The organism is Pseudomonas sp. NPDC090203, assembly GCF_044746765.1.
Classification (GTDB): Bacteria; Pseudomonadota; Gammaproteobacteria; order Pseudomonadales; family Pseudomonadaceae; genus Aquipseudomonas; species Aquipseudomonas putida_AD.
In genome coordinates, this window is sequence record NZ_JBIVCV010000002.1 from 450,828 (window position 1) to 467,053 (window position 16,226).

12 protein-coding genes are annotated in these 16,226 nt (G+C 62.1%); 3 read left to right on the forward strand and 9 right to left on the reverse strand.

Annotated elements, in window-relative coordinates; all coding sequences use genetic code 11:
- Positions 1-40: 40 nt before the first annotated feature.
- The 8 genes from phaZ to ACIPO9_RS04970 form a co-directional block, all read right to left on the reverse strand.
- The gene (gene phaZ, locus ACIPO9_RS04935; RefSeq protein ID WP_274136601.1) at positions 41-901 is read right to left on the reverse strand and encodes a poly(3-hydroxyalkanoate) depolymerase; all 861 of its coding nucleotides are present in this window, start codon (positions 899-901) and stop codon (positions 41-43) included.
- Between the two features lie 224 nt (positions 902-1,125).
- Positions 1,126-2,805: a class II poly(R)-hydroxyalkanoic acid synthase gene (phaC, locus tag ACIPO9_RS04940; protein ID WP_400779130.1), complete on the reverse strand. Its 1,680-nt coding sequence runs from the start codon at positions 2,803-2,805 to the stop codon at positions 1,126-1,128.
- A 328-nt stretch (positions 2,806-3,133) separates the two neighbouring features.
- Complete coding sequence (locus ACIPO9_RS04945; protein WP_400605767.1) at positions 3,134-3,511, reverse strand: gamma-butyrobetaine hydroxylase-like domain-containing protein; 378 nt, start codon at positions 3,509-3,511, stop codon at positions 3,134-3,136.
- 158 nt (positions 3,512-3,669) lie between these two features.
- Positions 3,670-5,007, reverse strand: coding sequence for an ATP-dependent protease ATPase subunit HslU (gene hslU / locus ACIPO9_RS04950; RefSeq protein WP_274136604.1), 1,338 nt, complete (start codon positions 5,005-5,007; stop codon positions 3,670-3,672).
- A 63-nt stretch (positions 5,008-5,070) separates the two neighbouring features.
- Positions 5,071-5,601, reverse strand: coding sequence for an ATP-dependent protease subunit HslV (gene hslV / locus ACIPO9_RS04955; RefSeq protein ID WP_274136605.1), 531 nt, complete (start codon positions 5,599-5,601; stop codon positions 5,071-5,073).
- Positions 5,602-5,854: 253 nt separating this feature from the next.
- Positions 5,855-6,547, reverse strand: coding sequence for an SPOR domain-containing protein (locus ACIPO9_RS04960; RefSeq protein WP_274136606.1), 693 nt, complete (start codon positions 6,545-6,547; stop codon positions 5,855-5,857).
- Position 6,548: 1 nt separating this feature from the next.
- On the reverse strand, positions 6,549-8,285 hold the full coding sequence (gene argS / locus ACIPO9_RS04965) for an arginine--tRNA ligase (RefSeq protein WP_400605763.1): 1,737 nt from the start codon (positions 8,283-8,285) through the stop codon (positions 6,549-6,551).
- 229 nt (positions 8,286-8,514) lie between these two features.
- A complete protein-coding gene (locus ACIPO9_RS04970; RefSeq protein WP_400779132.1) occupies positions 8,515-10,734 on the reverse strand; it encodes a primosomal protein N' in 2,220 nt (739 codons plus the stop codon).
- 167 nt (positions 10,735-10,901) lie between these two features.
- On the opposite strand from ACIPO9_RS04970, the gene rpmE reads away from it, so the two are divergent.
- From rpmE to ACIPO9_RS04985, 3 genes are all read left to right on the forward strand, one after another.
- Positions 10,902-11,123 (forward strand): 50S ribosomal protein L31, encoded by a 222-nt coding sequence (gene rpmE, locus ACIPO9_RS04975; protein ID WP_093465365.1) that lies wholly within the window; start codon positions 10,902-10,904, stop codon positions 11,121-11,123.
- Positions 11,124-11,197: 74 nt separating this feature from the next.
- Positions 11,198-11,944, forward strand: a complete 747-nt coding sequence (locus tag ACIPO9_RS04980) for a thermonuclease family protein (RefSeq protein WP_400779134.1) — start codon at positions 11,198-11,200, stop codon at positions 11,942-11,944.
- Between the two features lie 184 nt (positions 11,945-12,128).
- On the forward strand, positions 12,129-13,397 hold the full coding sequence (locus tag ACIPO9_RS04985) for a malic enzyme-like NAD(P)-binding protein (RefSeq protein ID WP_274136610.1): 1,269 nt from the start codon (positions 12,129-12,131) through the stop codon (positions 13,395-13,397).
- Positions 13,398-13,604: 207 nt separating this feature from the next.
- On the opposite strand, the gene ACIPO9_RS04990 is transcribed toward ACIPO9_RS04985, so the two are convergent.
- Entirely contained in the window at positions 13,605-16,079 is a 2,475-nt protein-coding gene (locus ACIPO9_RS04990; protein WP_400779244.1) for a penicillin-binding protein 1A, read from the reverse strand.
- Positions 16,080-16,226 lie beyond the last annotated feature (147 nt).

Sequence of the window (16,226 nt, forward strand, 5' to 3'; positions counted from 1 at the left end):
CAACACTCCTTCGTCAGGCCATGAACTAATGCAGGTAGCCTCAGTGAGATCGCCCAACAGGTGCGGGCTGAGGATGCATCACGGCACGCTGCCGCTCTTGCGCAAGAAACTTCATGATGATGGGCGCGACAGCTTCGGCCCGGGTGATCAGAAACAAGTGACCGTCGTCGATTATGTGTAGCTGGGCATTGGGGATACGCCAGGCCAGCAGTCGCATGTTAATCAGCGGAATCAGCGGATCGTCGTCCCCGGCGAGCACCAGCGTGGGCTGGCGGATCTTGTGCAGCCAATGAATGCTGGTCCAGCCCATGCCCGCGAACAGCTGCCAGTAGTAGCCCAGCTTTCCGGACGAGCGGACCTTGGCGGCGTGGTTGGCGGCCAGGTTCGGGTCGCGACGGAAGGCGCCGCCGTAGATGTCAGGAGCGATGCGAATCACGTGGGACGGCTGAATGTAGCGGCGCGGGCTTGCCATCATCCACAGCACTTTCGGCTTGCCCGGCACCATGACCGCGCCTGCGGCGGTGGCGGCCAGCACCAGCTTCTTGCAGCGCTCGGGGTAGTCGTAGGCGAACTGTTGGGCCAGGGCGCCGCCCCAGGATACGCCGATGGCGTTGACCTGGCCGTAGTCCAGATAATCGAGCATGCGCGCGGCGAGCTTGGCCAGGCCCGGGAAGCGATAGGGCCGCCTGGGCGTCGATGAGCCACCGACACCGGGGACGTCGAAGGCAATGACTTCCAGGTCCGGGTCCAGTGCATCAACGAATGGAAACACCAGTTCGAGGTTGGCGCCGATGCCGTTGAAAATCAGCAGCGGCGTCAGATGACTCTTGCCGGGTCGCACCGCAGTGCGGATGTTGTGACCATCCAGGTCGATGGTGCGAAATACAAACGGTTGCGGCATGCGCGAAGCCCTGTTGGTTAAACGCCGGTAATGCTGTCCTGCGCTTTCTCCGGTCCTGAAACCGCGTGGGCGGTTCCTGCGTATTCGATGCTTGCCGTCCTTTCAAAATCGACGCCTGTAGGAGCGCGCTTGCCCGCGATGGCGGTGTGTCAGCCACCACCGATGCCGGATGTGCCGATGCCGTCGCGGGCAAGCGCGCTCCTACAGGGCTTTGTGTGCGCGTCTTAACGCTCGTGCACGTACGTCCCCGGTGAAGCTTCCCCGGCCGGATAGGCCTTGTTACCCAGTGTAGCGGGGGATTTTTTCAGTTTGCCGGAGCGCTCCGCCTGCCATGCCTGCCAATGCAGCCACCAGGAATCGGTGTGCTTGGTGGCGTCTTCCTGCCAGCGGGTGGCGTCGTCCGGCAGCTCCGGGTTGGTCATGTATCGCGCCTTCGGGTTGCCCGGCGGGTTCAGGATGCTCTGAATGTGCCCGCTGTTGGACAGCACGAATTCGGTCTTGCCGCCAAACAGCCTGGCCGACTTGTAGCACGAGACCCACGGGGTGATGTGGTCGTTGGTGCCGGCAAGACAGAAGATGTCACTTTTGACCTGCTTGAGATCGATCGGCGTGCCGCAGACTTCCAGCGCGTCGGAGCGAATGAGCGGGTTGTTCTTGAACATCTCGATCAGGTCGCCGTGGAACGCTGCGGGCAGGCGCGTGGTGTCGTTGTTCCAGAACAGGATGTCGAACACCGGCGGCTCGTTGCCCAGCAGGTAGTTGTTGACCCAGTAATTCCAGATCAGGTCGTTGGGGCGCATCCAGGCGAAAACCTTGGCCATGTCCTTGCCTTCGAGCACGCCGGCCTGATACGAGTGGCGCTTGGCCGATTCCAGGGTCTGCTCGTCGACGAACAATGCGACCTGGGTGTCGAGCGTGGTGTCGAGCACGCTGACCAGCAGCGTCAGGGCGTTGACCTTCTGCTCCCCAAGGGCGGCGTAATGGCCCAGCAGCGCGGTGCAGGTGATGCCGCCGGAGCAGGCGCCCAGCATGTTCACGTCCTTGCTGCCGGTGATCTTGCACACCACATCCACCGCTTCCTTCACCGCATCGATGTAGGTCGACAGGCCCCACTCGCGCTGGGCCTTGGTCGGGTTGCGCCAACTGATGATGAAGGTCTGCACGTTGTTGCGCAGGCAGAAGCGGGCCAGGCTTTTGTCCGGGCTCAAATCGAAAACGTAGAATTTGTTGATCTGCGGTGGCACCACCAACAGCGGGCGCTCGTGCACCTGTTCGGTGATGGGCCTGTACTGGATCAGTTCCAGCACATCATTGCGGAACACCACCGCGCCTTCGGAAGTCCCCAGGTTCTTGCCGACTTCGAAGGCGTCCATGTTGACCTGGCTGGGCATGCCGCCGTTGTTCACCAGATCCTTGGCAAGGTGCGAGAGTCCATCGAGGATGCTCTTGCCGCCGGTTTCGAAGAAGCGTTTGACCGCTGCCGGGTTGGCAGCGCCGTTGGTGGGGGACATGGCTTCGGTCATCAGGTTGATCACGAAGTGACCGCGGCTGATGTCCTGTTCCGACAGGCTGCTGTCGCCGATCCAGTCGTGCAGTTCCTTGCGCCAGGCAAGGTAGGTCTGCAGGTAGCGACGGTAGAGCGGGTTCTGGCTCCAGGCAGGATCCACGAAACGACGGTCGTCGCTGTCGGGTGCCAGGGTGGACTTGCCCAGCAGGACGTTTTTCAGCTCCAGCCCGAAATGGGCCACGTGCTTGGCGCTGTGGATCGGTTGGCGTATTGCCTGGGTCAGTACCATGCGTGCCGTGGTGAGCAAATCCTTGCGCCGCAGGCCTATGACGGGGTTGAGCCCCAACGTGTGTTCAGAGGCTTGACGCGGCAGGTCATCATTACTCTTGTTACTCATCTACGACGCTCCATTGTCCTGAGACGAGCACCGGTGCGGCTGTGAACACGCGTCACAGACCAGAGCCGGTACTGCTCTCGGGTGACCGATGATTAACACAAACGGGTGTGACGATTACGCGACGATCGGAAGGATGCGTGGCAACGCCCTGGATCACACCTGCAGGCTTCTGCAAAAACTCCGATGCAGAGAACCTGCCAGAATCATTGGTTACGCGAGAATTCAAAAAATCGCAAGCAGGGGCAATCATTGACCGCTGCGCGGACCATTGAAACAAAAGGAATTAGAAAGTGCGTCCTAAAACGCCGGCCGGTCGCCCAGCCGCGGACTAGAGCATCAGCTTGATGACTTGCTCGGAAGGATCACGGGATTTGCCTGCCGCCTTGAGCTCTGCCAGATATTCGTCCCACAGCTGCGTTTGACGCAGCGACAGTTGCTCCAGGTATTCCCAAGTGAACAATCCGCTGTCATGACCGTCGTCGAAGGTCAATTTCAGTGCGTATTGCCCGGCCGGTTCGATCTTGGTGAGCCCGACACCCAGCTTGCCGAATTGCAGGATCGGATTGCCATGGCCCTGAACCTCGGCCGAAGGCGAATGCACCCGCAGAAATTCGGCAGGCAGGTGGTATTCCTCGTCGGGGCCGTATTTGAGCGAGAGGATCTTCGAAGCTTTGTGGAGCTGGATGGCGGAGGGAATTCGGGACATCGGATTTACGCCTGTTTCCGGTTTGGGGGCGTGCACATATTAAACGTAGCAGCACGGCTTGCCGGCGGGAGCGATCTTAAGGACGCCCCCGCCGGCAAGCCGTGCTGCTACAGGTGCGGTGTCTGCGCAACCATCAATGATGAGCGCAGACAGCACGGTCAGAGGATGTAGCGCGACAGGTCTTCGTCTTCCGCCAGTTCGCCCAGGTGGCTGTTGACGTATTCGGCGTCGATCTTGATCGTGGCGGTGTCCTGCGCGCTGCCCAGGTCGCCAGCGCTGAAGGACACCTCTTCCAGCAGACGCTCAAGCAAGGTGTGCAGGCGGCGGGCACCGATGTTCTCGGTCTTCTCGTTGACCTGCCAGGCGATCTCGGCCAGGCGCTTGATGCCCTCTGGCAGGAACTCGATGTTCAGGCCTTCGGTTTTCAGCAGCTCGCGATACTGCTCGGTCAGCGATGCGTGCGGCTCGCTCAGAATGCGTTCGAAGTCCTGCGGGCTCAGCGCCTTCAGTTCAACGCGGATCGGCAGACGGCCTTGCAGCTCAGGCACCAGGTCGCTCGGCTTGCTCAGGTGGAACGCACCGGAGGCGATGAACAGGATGTGGTCGGTCTTGACCATGCCCAGCTTAGTGTTGACGGTGCAGCCTTCGATCAGCGGCAGCAAGTCGCGCTGCACGCCTTCGCGGGAGACATCGGCGCCGCCGACATTGCCGCGCTTGGCGACCTTGTCGATCTCGTCGATGAACACGATGCCATGCTGTTCGACCGCTTCCAGCGCCTTGCCCTTGAGCTCTTCGTCGTTGACCAGGCGGCTGGCTTCTTCGTCGCGCACCATCTTGAGCGCGTCCTTGACCTTGAGCTTGCGGCTCTTGCGCTTGCCCTTGCCCATATTGGCGAACAGGCTTTGCAGCTGGTTGGTCATCTCTTCCATGCCAGGCGGCGCGGAAATGTCGACGCCGCCCATCTCGGCCACTTCGATCTCGATTTCCTTGTCGTCCAGCTGGCCTTCACGCAGGCGCTTGCGGAACAGCTGGCGGGTGTTGGAATCACTGCCCGACGAGGCTTCTTCGCTGAAACCGGTGCGGGCCGCAGGCAGCAGGGCGTCGAGGATGCGGTCTTCGGCGGCGTCTTCGGCGCGATGACGGACCTTGACCATTTCCTGTTCGCGCAGGAGCTTCAGCGCAGCGTCGGCCAGGTCGCGAATGATCGACTCGACGTCGCGGCCCACGTAGCCCACTTCGGTGAACTTGGTGGCTTCAACCTTGAGGAACGGCGCGTTGGCCAGCTTGGCCAGGCGACGGGCGATTTCGGTTTTACCGACGCCGGTCGGGCCGATCATCAGGATGTTCTTGGGCGTGACTTCAACGCGCAGCTCTTCGGGCAGCTGCATCCGGCGCCAGCGGTTGCGCAGCGCGATGGCGACGGCGCGCTTGGCATCGTCCTGGCCGATGATATGGCGATTGAGTTCGTGGACGATTTCACGGGGAGTCATGGACATGGCTTTCAACGGTCCTTGGGTCATGAAGGGCTGGCGGCGATGAATTGCCGCCAGCGTCGGGCCTCACTGAGCGAGGTCCTGTTCCTCGATGGTGATGTGGTGGTTGGTGAATACGCAGATGTCGCCAGCGATGTGCAGCGCCGTCTCGGCAATTTCCCGTGCCGACAGCTCAGTCTTGAGCAGCAGGGCGCGCGCGGCGGCCTGGGCGAATGCACCGCCCGAACCCATGGCGATCAGGCCGTCTTCGGGCTCAACGACGTCACCGTTGCCGGTAATGATGAGCGAGGCGTCCTTGTTGGCGACGGCCAGCATGGCTTCCAGACGGCTCAGGGAGCGGTCGGTACGCCAGTCTTTGGCAAGCTCGACAGCGGCGCGGACCAGATGGCCCTGGTGTTTTTCCAGCTGGGCTTCGAAACGCTCGAACAGGGTGAAGGCGTCGGCAGTGGCGCCAGCGAAACCGGCGATGACCTGGCCGTGATAAAGACGACGGACCTTTTTGGCATTGCCTTTCATGACGGTATTGCCCAGGGAAACCTGGCCGTCACCAGCCATGACGACTTTGCCTTGGCGGCGCACTGAAACGATGGTGGTCAAGGGGAGAGTCTCCACGCTGCGGGGCGAAAATGCCCTGATGGAAACTCATATGGGGGTGGGGAAGGGTATTTCAACCGTGGGGGATGAATGGCAGGTGCCGTAGCCCGCCATGATCGTACCCATGCTCCATTTGCGAACAACCTAAACACTGTAGGAGCGCGCTTGCCCGCGATGGCGTCGTGTCAAGCGATCAATTCGTAAATGACACACCGCAATCGCGGGCAAGCGCGCTCCTACAAAGGCCGGCGTGAAGTCACCGGGCCTGGCGTTGTTGCAACAAAAGGTTACTGAACCCGCCGCCAGCCAGCTGCTTCTGTGCGGTTGTCAGTTGTTCGCGGTTGCTGAACGGGCCCACGAGCACGCGGTACCAGGTCTCATCCTTCACCGTACCCGATTCCACCGTCGCGGCCTGGCCCAGCAGAATGATCTGCGCACGCACCTTTTCGGCGTCGGCCTGTTTGCGGAACGAGCCCGCCTGCAGGAAGAACGTGGTCACCGCAGCCGGCTTGGTCACAGGTGGCGCAGGCGGAGGCGTCAGGCCACTGAGGGCTGCCTGGGCGCGGGCCGTGTCGATCTTCGCGGCCTGTTCAGGCGTGACCGGCGTGGTCGGGGTGACCACCGCAGGCGGCGTCTTCTCCGGCACGGCCTCGTTCGGCACGATAACTTCCGACTCAGGCAGCAGCGTGTAGAAATCGTACTTGGGCTTGACCGGCGCAGTCGGGCTCGGCGGCGTCTTGTTCGCTTCCGCGATCTTCGCCGCCTTGGCTTCGGCCTTCACGCGCTTGATGTCATCGCCGCTGCCCGGCTCCAGTTTCATCAGGAACACGATGAAGGCACCGACCGACAGGCCGATCGCCAGCCACACCCATCCCGGAATCGGCTTCTTTGCGGGTGCCTCGTACCGGCTGGCGCCGCGCTTGGGAGCTGGTTTCTTTTTGACTGCCAACTTACATACGCTCCAGAGTTTCCAGACCCAGCAATTGCAGGCCTTGCTTGAGGGTGCGGCCAGTCAGGTGCGCAAGGCGCAGACGGCTCTGCTGTTGCTCGGGGTTTTCGGCGTTCAGGATCGGGCAGTTCTCGTAGAAGCTGGAGAACAGGCCCGCCAGATCGTACAGGTAGGCGCACAGGACGTGCGGTGTGCCTTTCTCGGCGACGTTGTTCACGGTCTCGCCAAACTGCGCCAGGCGCGCAGCCAGGTCCTGTTCATGCTCGGCCTCGAGGATGATCTGGCCCTTGCTCTCGTCGAACGCCTCGCCCAGCTTGCGGAACACGCCGGAAACGCGGGTGTAGGCGTACAGCAGGTAAGGCGCGGTGTTGCCTTCGAAGCTCAGCATCTGGTCGAAGTTGAAGCTGTAGTCGCTGGCGCGGTGCTTGGACAGGTCGGCGTATTTCACCGCGCTGATGCCCACGGCCTTGGCGATGGTGCGCAGTTCGTCTTCGGCGACTTCCGGGTTCTTCTCCTTGACCAGCACGTAGGCGCGCTCTTCGGCCTCGTCCAGCAGGTCCACCAGCTTGACGGTGCCGCCATCGCGGGTCTTGAACGGACGGCCATCGGCGCCGTTCATGGTGCCGAAGCCCATGTGCTCCATCTGCATGCCGTTGGTCACGAAACCGGCGCGACGGGCCACTTCGAACACCTGCTGGAAGTGCAGGGCCTGGCGTTGGTCAACGAAATACAGGGCGCGGTCGGCTTTCAGGACGTTGCTGCGGTAGCGCACGGCGGCAAGGTCAGTGGTGGCGTAGAGGTAACCGCCGCCTGCTTTCTGCACGATCACCGGCAGCGGGTCGCCGTCGGCGTTCTTGAATTCATCGAGGAACACGCACTGGGCGCCCTTGCTTTCCACCAGCAGGCCGGCCTTTTTCAGGTCGCTGACCACGTTGGCCAGGTCATCGTTGTAGGCGCTTTCGCCCATGACGTCGGCTGGGGTCAGTTTGACGTTCAGGCGCTCGTAGACTTCCTGGCAGTGCGACAGGGAGATGTCCTTGAAACGGGTCCACAGCGACAGGCACTCAGGGTCGCCAGCCTGCAGCTTGACCACCAGGCCACGGGCGCGCTCGGCGAACTCTTCGGACTCGTCGAAACGGCCCTTGGCTGCGCGGTAGAAGTTCTCCAGGTCCGACAGCTCGTCGCTGGTGGCCGGGGTTTCCTGCAGGTAGGCCAGCAGCATGCCGAACTGGGTGCCCCAGTCGCCCACGTGGTTCTGACGGATGACCGTGTCACCGAGGAATTCCAGCACGCTGGCTACGCCGTCGCCGATGATGGTCGAGCGCAGGTGGCCGACGTGCATCTCTTTGGCGAGGTTGGGGGCGGACAGGTCGACCACCACGCGCTGGGCCGGGCCGTTCTTGCGCACCGACAGGGTGGCGTCGGCCAGGGCTTCGTCCAGGCGCGAAGCCAGGGCCTGGGTGTTCTGGAAGAAATTGAGGAAGCCGGGACCGGCGATGTCGACCTTGCTGATCTGCTCGTCGGCAGGCAAGGCGGCGACGATCTTCTCGGCCAGGTCGCGCGGCTTCATGCCCGCAGGCTTGGCCAGCATCATGGCGATGTTGCTGGCGAAGTCGCCGTTTTTCTTGTCCTTGGCGTTTTCCACCTGAATCGCTGGCGTCAGGCCCTGCGGCAATACGCCTTCGGTGACGAGTTGGCTCAGGGCTTGTTGGATCAGCTGGCGAATGGTGTCTTTCATGAGGCTCTCTTTCGACCGCAAGCGCGGCAGCGCTTCGATGCGCGGGTGGAAAAACTGGGCATTATCCGTTGCCGGAGCCACCTTGCCAACCGCGGTGGATGCGCGGTTGTGTCCACAGTATCAATTGTAGGAGCGCGCTTGCCCGCGATTGCAGTGTGTCATTGGCGCATACACTGCCTGGCGCACCGCCATCGCGGGCAAGCGCGCTCCTACGGATTCGGTGGTGCCGTTAATACAAATCCACAGGATCCACATCCAGCGACCACCTGACCGCGCGCCCGCTGGGCATGTTCTCCAGTGCCAGCAGCCAGGTCGCCAACAGCTTGTGCAACGGCGCCCGGGCGTTGGCCTGTACCAGCAACTGGGCGCGATAACGCCCTGCGCGGCGTTCCATCGGAGCCGGAACAGGGCCCAACAGTTCAATTCCGCCGAGCGACATTTCCTTCAACAGGTGTTCCGCTTCCGTACAGGCCTCGTCCAGAAAGCCTTCCGCCTGCCCTGGTTTGTGGGCTTCTGCGCGCAGCAGCGCCAGGTGGGAAAACGGCGGCAGCCCGGCAGCGCGGCGTTCGCTCAGGGCCTGCTCGGCGAAGGCAAAGTAACCCTGTTCGGTGAGCTGGATCAGCAGCGGGTGTTCTGCAAGGTGCGTCTGGATAATCACCTTGCCGGGCTCTTCCGCCCGACCGGCGCGACCGGCCACCTGCACGATCAACTGCGCCATGCGCTCGCTGGCGCGGAAATCGCCGGAAAACAGCCCGCCGTCGGCGTCCAGGATCGACACCAGGGTCACTCGCGGAAAATGGTGGCCCTTGGCGAGCATCTGCGTGCCGACCAGAATGCACGGCTGGCCCTTCTGGATGGTGGCGAACAGCTGGTTCATCGCTTCCTTGCGCGAGGTGCTGTCACGGTCAACGCGCAACACCGGGTAATCAGGGAACAGAATCGCCAGCCGCTCCTCGGCGCGCTCGGTCCCAGCACCCACCGGGCGCAGATCGACCTTGCCGCACGCCGGGCAGTTTCGCGGAACCCGCTCGGCATGGCCGCAATGATGGCAGCGCAGCTCGCCGGAGCGCTGATGAACGGTCATCCGCGCATCGCACCGGTTGCATTCAGACAGCCAGCCGCAGTCGTGGCACAGCAGGGTCGGGGCGAACCCGCGACGGTTGAGGAACACCAGCACCTGCTGTCCTGCCGCAAGCGTCTGTGCGATGGCTTGCTGCATCGGGCCGGAAATGCCGCTGTCCAGCGGGCGGCTTTTTACATCCAGGCGCAGGAAACGTGGCTGTTGCGCACCGCCCGCGCGCTGATTCAGGCGTAGGAGGGCGTACCGCCCGGTGTGGGCATTGTGCAGGCTTTCCAGTGATGGCGTGGCCGAGCCCAGCACGATCGGGATGTCTTCCTGTCTCGCACGCACCAGTGCCAGGTCACGGGCGTGATAACGCAAGCCTTCCTGCTGTTTATAGGAGCCGTCGTGTTCTTCGTCGATGATGATCAGGCCGGGGTTCTTCATCGGCGTGAACAGCGCCGAGCGGGTGCCGATGATGATGTCGGCCTCGCCGTCCCGAGCCGCCAGCCAGGCGTCGAGGCGATCCCGGTCGTTGACTGCCGAATGCAGCAGGGCGATCCGCGCATTGAAGCGTTGTTCGAAGCGCGCCAGGGTTTGCGGGCCCAGGTTGATTTCCGGGATCAGCACCAGCGCCTGCTTGCCCGCTTCCAGGGTTTCGCGGATCAGTTGCAGATAGACCTCGGTCTTGCCGCTGCCGGTCACACCCGCCAGCAGTGAGGCGTGAAAGCTGCCGAAACCCGACCGAATCGCCTCGAACGCGGCGCGCTGCTCGGTATTCAGCGGCAGTTCGGGCTGGGCCAGCCAGTGTTCGTGGCGCTCGATGGGTGCATGGCCGCGCACTTCGACGGTCACCAGTTCCTTGGCCAGCAGCAGGTTCAGGCTGTCGCGGTTGAGCATCAGCTTGCTCAATAGCTGATGGGCGACGCCGTGGGGGTGCTGGGCGAGGGTCCTGAGTGCTTCTTTCTGTTTCGGCGCGCGAGCGATGCGCGGGTCATCGATGCTGGCCCCTTCGGCGATCTGCCAGAAACGATCCTGCCGCGCTTCGGCCGGTTCACCCTGACGCAACATCACCGGCAGCGCCCAACTCAGCGTGTCGCCCAGGCTGTGCTGGTAATATTGGGCGGTCCACAGGCACAACTTGAACAGCGCGGCGGGCAGCGGCGCTTCGCTGTCCAGCAGGGCGATGGCCGGTTTGAGCTTCTCGGCGGGCACTTCGCTGTGATCGGTGATCTCCACCAGAATGCCGATCATCTCCCGGCGGCCGAACGGCACCCGCAGGCGCATCCCGGGCTGCAAGGCGCTGCGCTGGACTCCGGCGGGGGCGCGGTAGTCGAACAGGCGGCGCAAGGGCGAGGGCAGGGCGAGGCGCAGAATGGCGTCGGGCACGCGGGGGATTTCCTGTTACGGAGTATGACCAGGGCGCGATCTTAGCAGACGACCGGGCTCAAGGTTCTCTTGCGTGATTTGCGATGTCTGGTAATATTCGCGGCCTAATTGCGTGCGGTATTCAACAATAGTGTTGGGTGGCGGCACGCCAGCCTGAGGAAATACCCATGAAAGCTGATATCCATCCAGTTTACGAAGCCGTTGACGCAACTTGCAGCTGTGGCAACGTCATCAAGACCCGTTCCACCCTGGCCAAGCCTCTGAGCCTGGACGTGTGCAACGAGTGCCACCCGTTCTACACCGGTAAGCAGAAGACTCTGGACGTTGGCGGCCGCGTCGACAAGTTCAAGTCGCGTTTCGGTGCGTTCGGCGCAACCAAAGCGAAGTAAGAGTGGTTACTCTGGATCGCTCCTCGAGCTGCTCCAGGCTACTCAAGAAGGCGTCCCTCGCGGGCGCCTTTTTTATGTCTGCGATTTGGCTCCCGTCTGCGCTGGCCCTGTGCCCGGCGCCTTCTTCCTTGCCATCGGCCCAAGTGCAACGGGTGGTGGACGGTGACACCTTGCGTCTGTCCGATGGTCGCAGCGTGCGCATGATTGGACTCAATGCGCCAGAAACTGGCAAAAAAGGTCAGTCGGCCGAGCCTTTTGCCGAAGCGGCCAAGCGTCGTTTGCAGGCGCTGGTCGATGAAAGTGACGGTCAGGTCAGCCTGCGTGTCGGTGAACAGGCCGCCGATCATTATGGCCGCACACTGGCCAACGTCTACGGCCGCAACGGCGCCAACATGGAAGCGCAACTGCTGGCCGAAGGGCTGGGCTATCTGGTCGCCGTTTCGCCCAATGTGGCGCTGGTGGATTGCCAAAAAGCGGCGGAGAACACCGCCCGCCAGGCGCGGCTGGGCCTGTGGCGCAATTCCCCGGTGCAGTCGGCGGCGCAGATCGACAAGGGCGGCTTTGCCGTGGTGTCGGGGCAGGTGGCGAGCGTTCAGCGTAATGGCGGCGGGGTGTGGATCGAGTTCTCGGACAACCTGGTGCTGCGCATTGCGCCCAAGCTGGTCGGTCAGTTCGATGTCGCATCCCTTGAGAAGCTCAAGGGGCGGCAGATCGAGGCGCGGGGCTGGGTGGTGGATCGCTCCCGTAGGGGTGGTTTGAAGCCGGGTGAAGCGCGGTGGATGATGCCGATCACTCATCCTGCAATGTTGAATACAAAATAATCTGAATTTTGTAGACATTTTACGTATCGATTGTCTCGACTGCGGCCCTTGTATTTCGCGGCTCTACGCTGAAAGTCGTAGATTCGGGCCCTTGACAGAGGTGACTTGCCAGTCTTGTTAGGACTTTCTGACTTGCGTATGCTCCTTCGTCCGTCTGTCCAACAGTAAAAAGCGGAATGCTCTCATGTCAGATTTAAAAACTGCCGCGCTCGACTATCACGCCAATCCTCGTCCGGGAAAACTGAGCGTAGAACTCACCAAAGCTACCGCGACAGCTCGCGATCTGTCCCTGGCCTACAGCCCGGGTGTAGCTGAGCCGGTCCGCGAAATCGGTCGCGACCCTGAGCTGGCGTACAAATACACCGGCAAGGGCAACCTGGTAGCGGTCATCTCCGATGGCACCGCGATTCTCGGCCTGGGTGACCTGGGCCCACTGGCTTCCAAGCCGGTCATGGAAGGCAAAGGCGTGCTGTTCAAGCGCTTCGCCGGCATCGACGTGTTCGACATCGAAGTCGATTCGGAAAGCCCGCAAGCCTTCATCGACACCGTCAAGCGCATCTCCATCACTTTCGGTGGCATCAACCTGGAAGACATCAAGGCACCTGAGTGCTTCGAGATCGAAAAGGCCCTGATCGAACAGTGCGACATCCCGGTTTTCCACGATGACCAGCACGGCACCGCGATCGTGACCGCCGCCGGCATGATCAACGCCCTGGAAATCGCTGGCAAAACCCTGGAAGAGGCGAAAATCGTCTGCCTGGGCGCCGGTGCTGCGGCCATCTCCTGCATGAAGTTGCTGGTGAGCATGGGCGCGAAGATCGAAAACATCTTCATGATCGACCGTAATGGCGTGGTCCATTCCGATCGTTCGGACCTGAACCAGTACAAGGCGCAGTTCGCTCATTCGACCGACAAGCGCACCCTGGCTGACGCGCTGGATGGCGCTGACGTGTTCGTTGGCCTGTCCGGCCCGAACCTGCTGAGCGCTGAAGGCCTGAAGTCCATGGCACCTAACCCGATCGTGTTCGCCTGCTCGAACCCTGATCCGGAAATCTCGCCAGAGCTGGCCCACGCCACTCGCAGCGACGTCATCATGGCCACGGGCCGTTCGGACTACCCGAACCAGGTCAACAACGTGCTGGGCTTCCCGTTCATCTTCCGCGGTGCCCTGGACGTTCGCGCCAAGCGCATCAACGAAGAAATGAAGATCGCTGCCGCCATCGCCCTGCGCGACCTGGCCAAGCTGCCGGTTCCTCAGGAAGTCTGCGACGCCTACGGCGGCATCAAGCTGGAATTCGGCCGTGAGTACATCATCCCGAAACCACTGGACGTGCGCCTGCTGGAAGTCGTTTCCGATGCCGTTGCCAAGGCAGCCATCGCAAGCGGCGTAGCGACCCAACCGTACCCGAAGCACTACCCGCTCAAGAGCGTGGATGAAGTCTTCAACGGCTAACGGCCTGCGGTAATAAAAAAGCCCTGCACATGTGCAGGGCTTTTTTGTTGGGGTCGAGCAGTCGTGGCGAGGCCCAATACGCCGTCGCGGGCAAGCGCGCTCCTACAGTTGTGCGCGGTAATCATGTAGGAGCGCGCTTGCCCGCGATGGCGTCAGTGAGGGCGCCCCCGCCGGCAAGCCGTGCTGCTACGGGGGTTCTCGCGTCTATCAGAACAGATCGATCGGCGCCGATTCATCCGCTGGCAGCGGGCTGCCCGGTGCAGGGCTGCCGTTGAGTTCGTTCACGCTTGGTGGTGTGTCTTCGCTCTTGAACAGCTCGAAGAACGCACCTGCCGTGCTTGGCGTGGCGGAGCGGCCGCTGACCGGGTCGATTCGCAGGCTGAGGATGCCATCAGGCTCGGCCTGCACGTGCGGCGGCTTGTCCTTGAGGGCGGCGCTCATGTAGTTCATCCAGATCGGCAGCGCGACGGTGCCGCCGAACTCGTGGCGGCCCAGGCTTTCGGGCTGGTCGAAACCGGTCCAGACCGTGGTCACGTAGTCGCCGTTGTAGCCGGAGAACCAGGCGTCTTTCGAATCGTTGGTGGTACCGGTCTTGCCCGCGATGTCCGGGCGGTTCATCGCCAGCGCACGGCGGCCTGTGCCGCGTTTGATGACGTCCTGCAGCATGCTGTTGAGGATGTAGGTGGTACGCCCGTCAACGATGCGCTCGGCCACGGCAGGCGCAGGTGGCGCGCCGTTGGTGTCCAGGGCGTTCGGTGCCGCATTGGTGGTCAGAGCTGGCGTTTCCGGCGCGGCGTAGGTCGAGGCGTCGCTCACGGCGGCTTCGTTGACCAGCTTGGGGTTCGGGTCGTTGGCCGGCACGGTTGGCGGGTTGGCCACGAACAGCGTCTTGCCCTCGCGGTCCTCGATCTTGTCGATCAGGTACGGGGTGATCTTGTAACCGCCGTTGGCAAAGGTGCTCCAGCCGCTGACGATTTCCATCGGCGTCAGGGTTGCGGTACCCAGGGCCAGCGACAGGTTCGGCGGCAGGTCCGCCTTGTTGAAGCCGAAACGGGTGATGTAGTTGATCGCCGTGTTGACCCCAAGGCTCTGCAGCAGGCGGATCGACACCAGGTTACGCGACTTGTACAGCGCTTCACGCAGGCGAATCGGGCCCAGGAAGGTGCCGGTGTCGTTCTTCGGACGCCAGACCTTGTCGATGGCTTCGTCGACGAACACGATCGGTGCATCGTTCACCAGGCTGGCTGCGGTGTAGCCGTTGTCCAGCGCAGCCGAGTAGAGGAACGGCTTGAAGCTCGAGCCCGGCTGGCGCTTGGCCTGCATGGCGCGGTTGTAGTTGCTCTGCTCGAAGGCAAAGCCACCGACCAGCGCACGAATCGCGCCGTTGTGCGGATCCAGCGACACCAGGGCACTCTGCGCCTGGGGAATCTGGCTGAACTTGAGCGAATTGTCATGCTGGCGCTGCACCCGCACCAGGTCACCGACATGGGCGACATCGGCAGGCTGCTTCGGATTGGCGCCGACGCTGTTGGTGTTCAGGAAGGGCTTGGCCCACTTCATGCTGTCCCAGGCGACGGTTTCTTCCTTCTCGCCGTTGCGGGTCAGGACGTGGATGCCGTTCTTGTCGACCTGGGTCACGATGGCCGGCTCAAGGCCGCTGATCGGACGCTGCTTGGTCAGCTCCTGCGTCCATCCGTCGCGGGTCAGGCCCGGGAAACGGCTTTCAGGGCCGCGATAGCCGTGGCGCTGGTCGTATTCGATCAGGCCATCCTGCACGGCCTTGCTGGCATCTTCCTGGCGATCGCTCGGAACGGTGGTGGTGACGCGGAAGCCTTCTGTGTAGGCTTCGCTGCCGTAGCGGCCGACCATCTCGGCGCGGGCCATTTCGGCGATGTACGGCGCGTTCACTTCAGGGCTCTGAACGTGATAGCTGGCGTTGATCGGTTCAGCCAGGGCGGTCTGGTAGGTGTTCTGGTCGATCTTGCCCAGTTTGAACATGCGCCCCAGAATCCAGTCGCGGCGCTCTTTGGCGCGCACCGGGTTGGCCAGTGGGTTGAATCGTGACGGTGCCTTCGGCAGACCGGCTATCATGGCCATCTGGGCAACACTGAGGTCACGGATCGATTTTCCGTAATAAACCTGTGCTGCAGCCTCGATACCATAGGCCCTGTTGCCCAGGTAGATCTTGTTGACGTAGAGCTCGAGAATCTCGTCCTTGGTAAGTTGGCGCTCGATTTGCAAGGCGAGAAGAATCTCGGTGGTCTTGCGTGAGAAGCTGCGCTCGCTGGTCAGGAAGTAGTTCTTGGCCACCTGCATGGTGATTGTCGAGCCGCCGGACTGGATGTGACCGCTCTTGACCAACTGGCTGGCGGCGCGCATAAGGCTGCTCGGGTCGACGCCGTAGTGATTGGCGAAGTTGTCGTCTTCAGCCGACAGCAGGGCGCTGATGAAATTGGGCGGAATTTCGGCGAAACGGATTGGAGAACGGCGCATTTCGCCGAACTCGGCAATGAGTTTGCCGTCGCTGCTGAACACTCGCAGCGGGATCTGCAGCTGGATGTTGCGCAGCGCATCGACCGAGGGCAGATTCGGCGACAGATAGAGAAAGGCGCCGCTCAGACCGAGCAGCAGCCCGCAGACGATAGCGACAATGGACCACCAGAAAAACTTCAGCAGGCGTATCAAGGCTTTTGGATTTCCAGAAAAAAGAATGGGTTAAGCGCAGGCATCAACAAATGAACACGCCTTGAAGCTTTGCTACACGAAAAAAACGCTGGGCATTATAAGCATTTTTCGTCGCCGAGCGTTATTTGCGCTACTGTCAAGGCT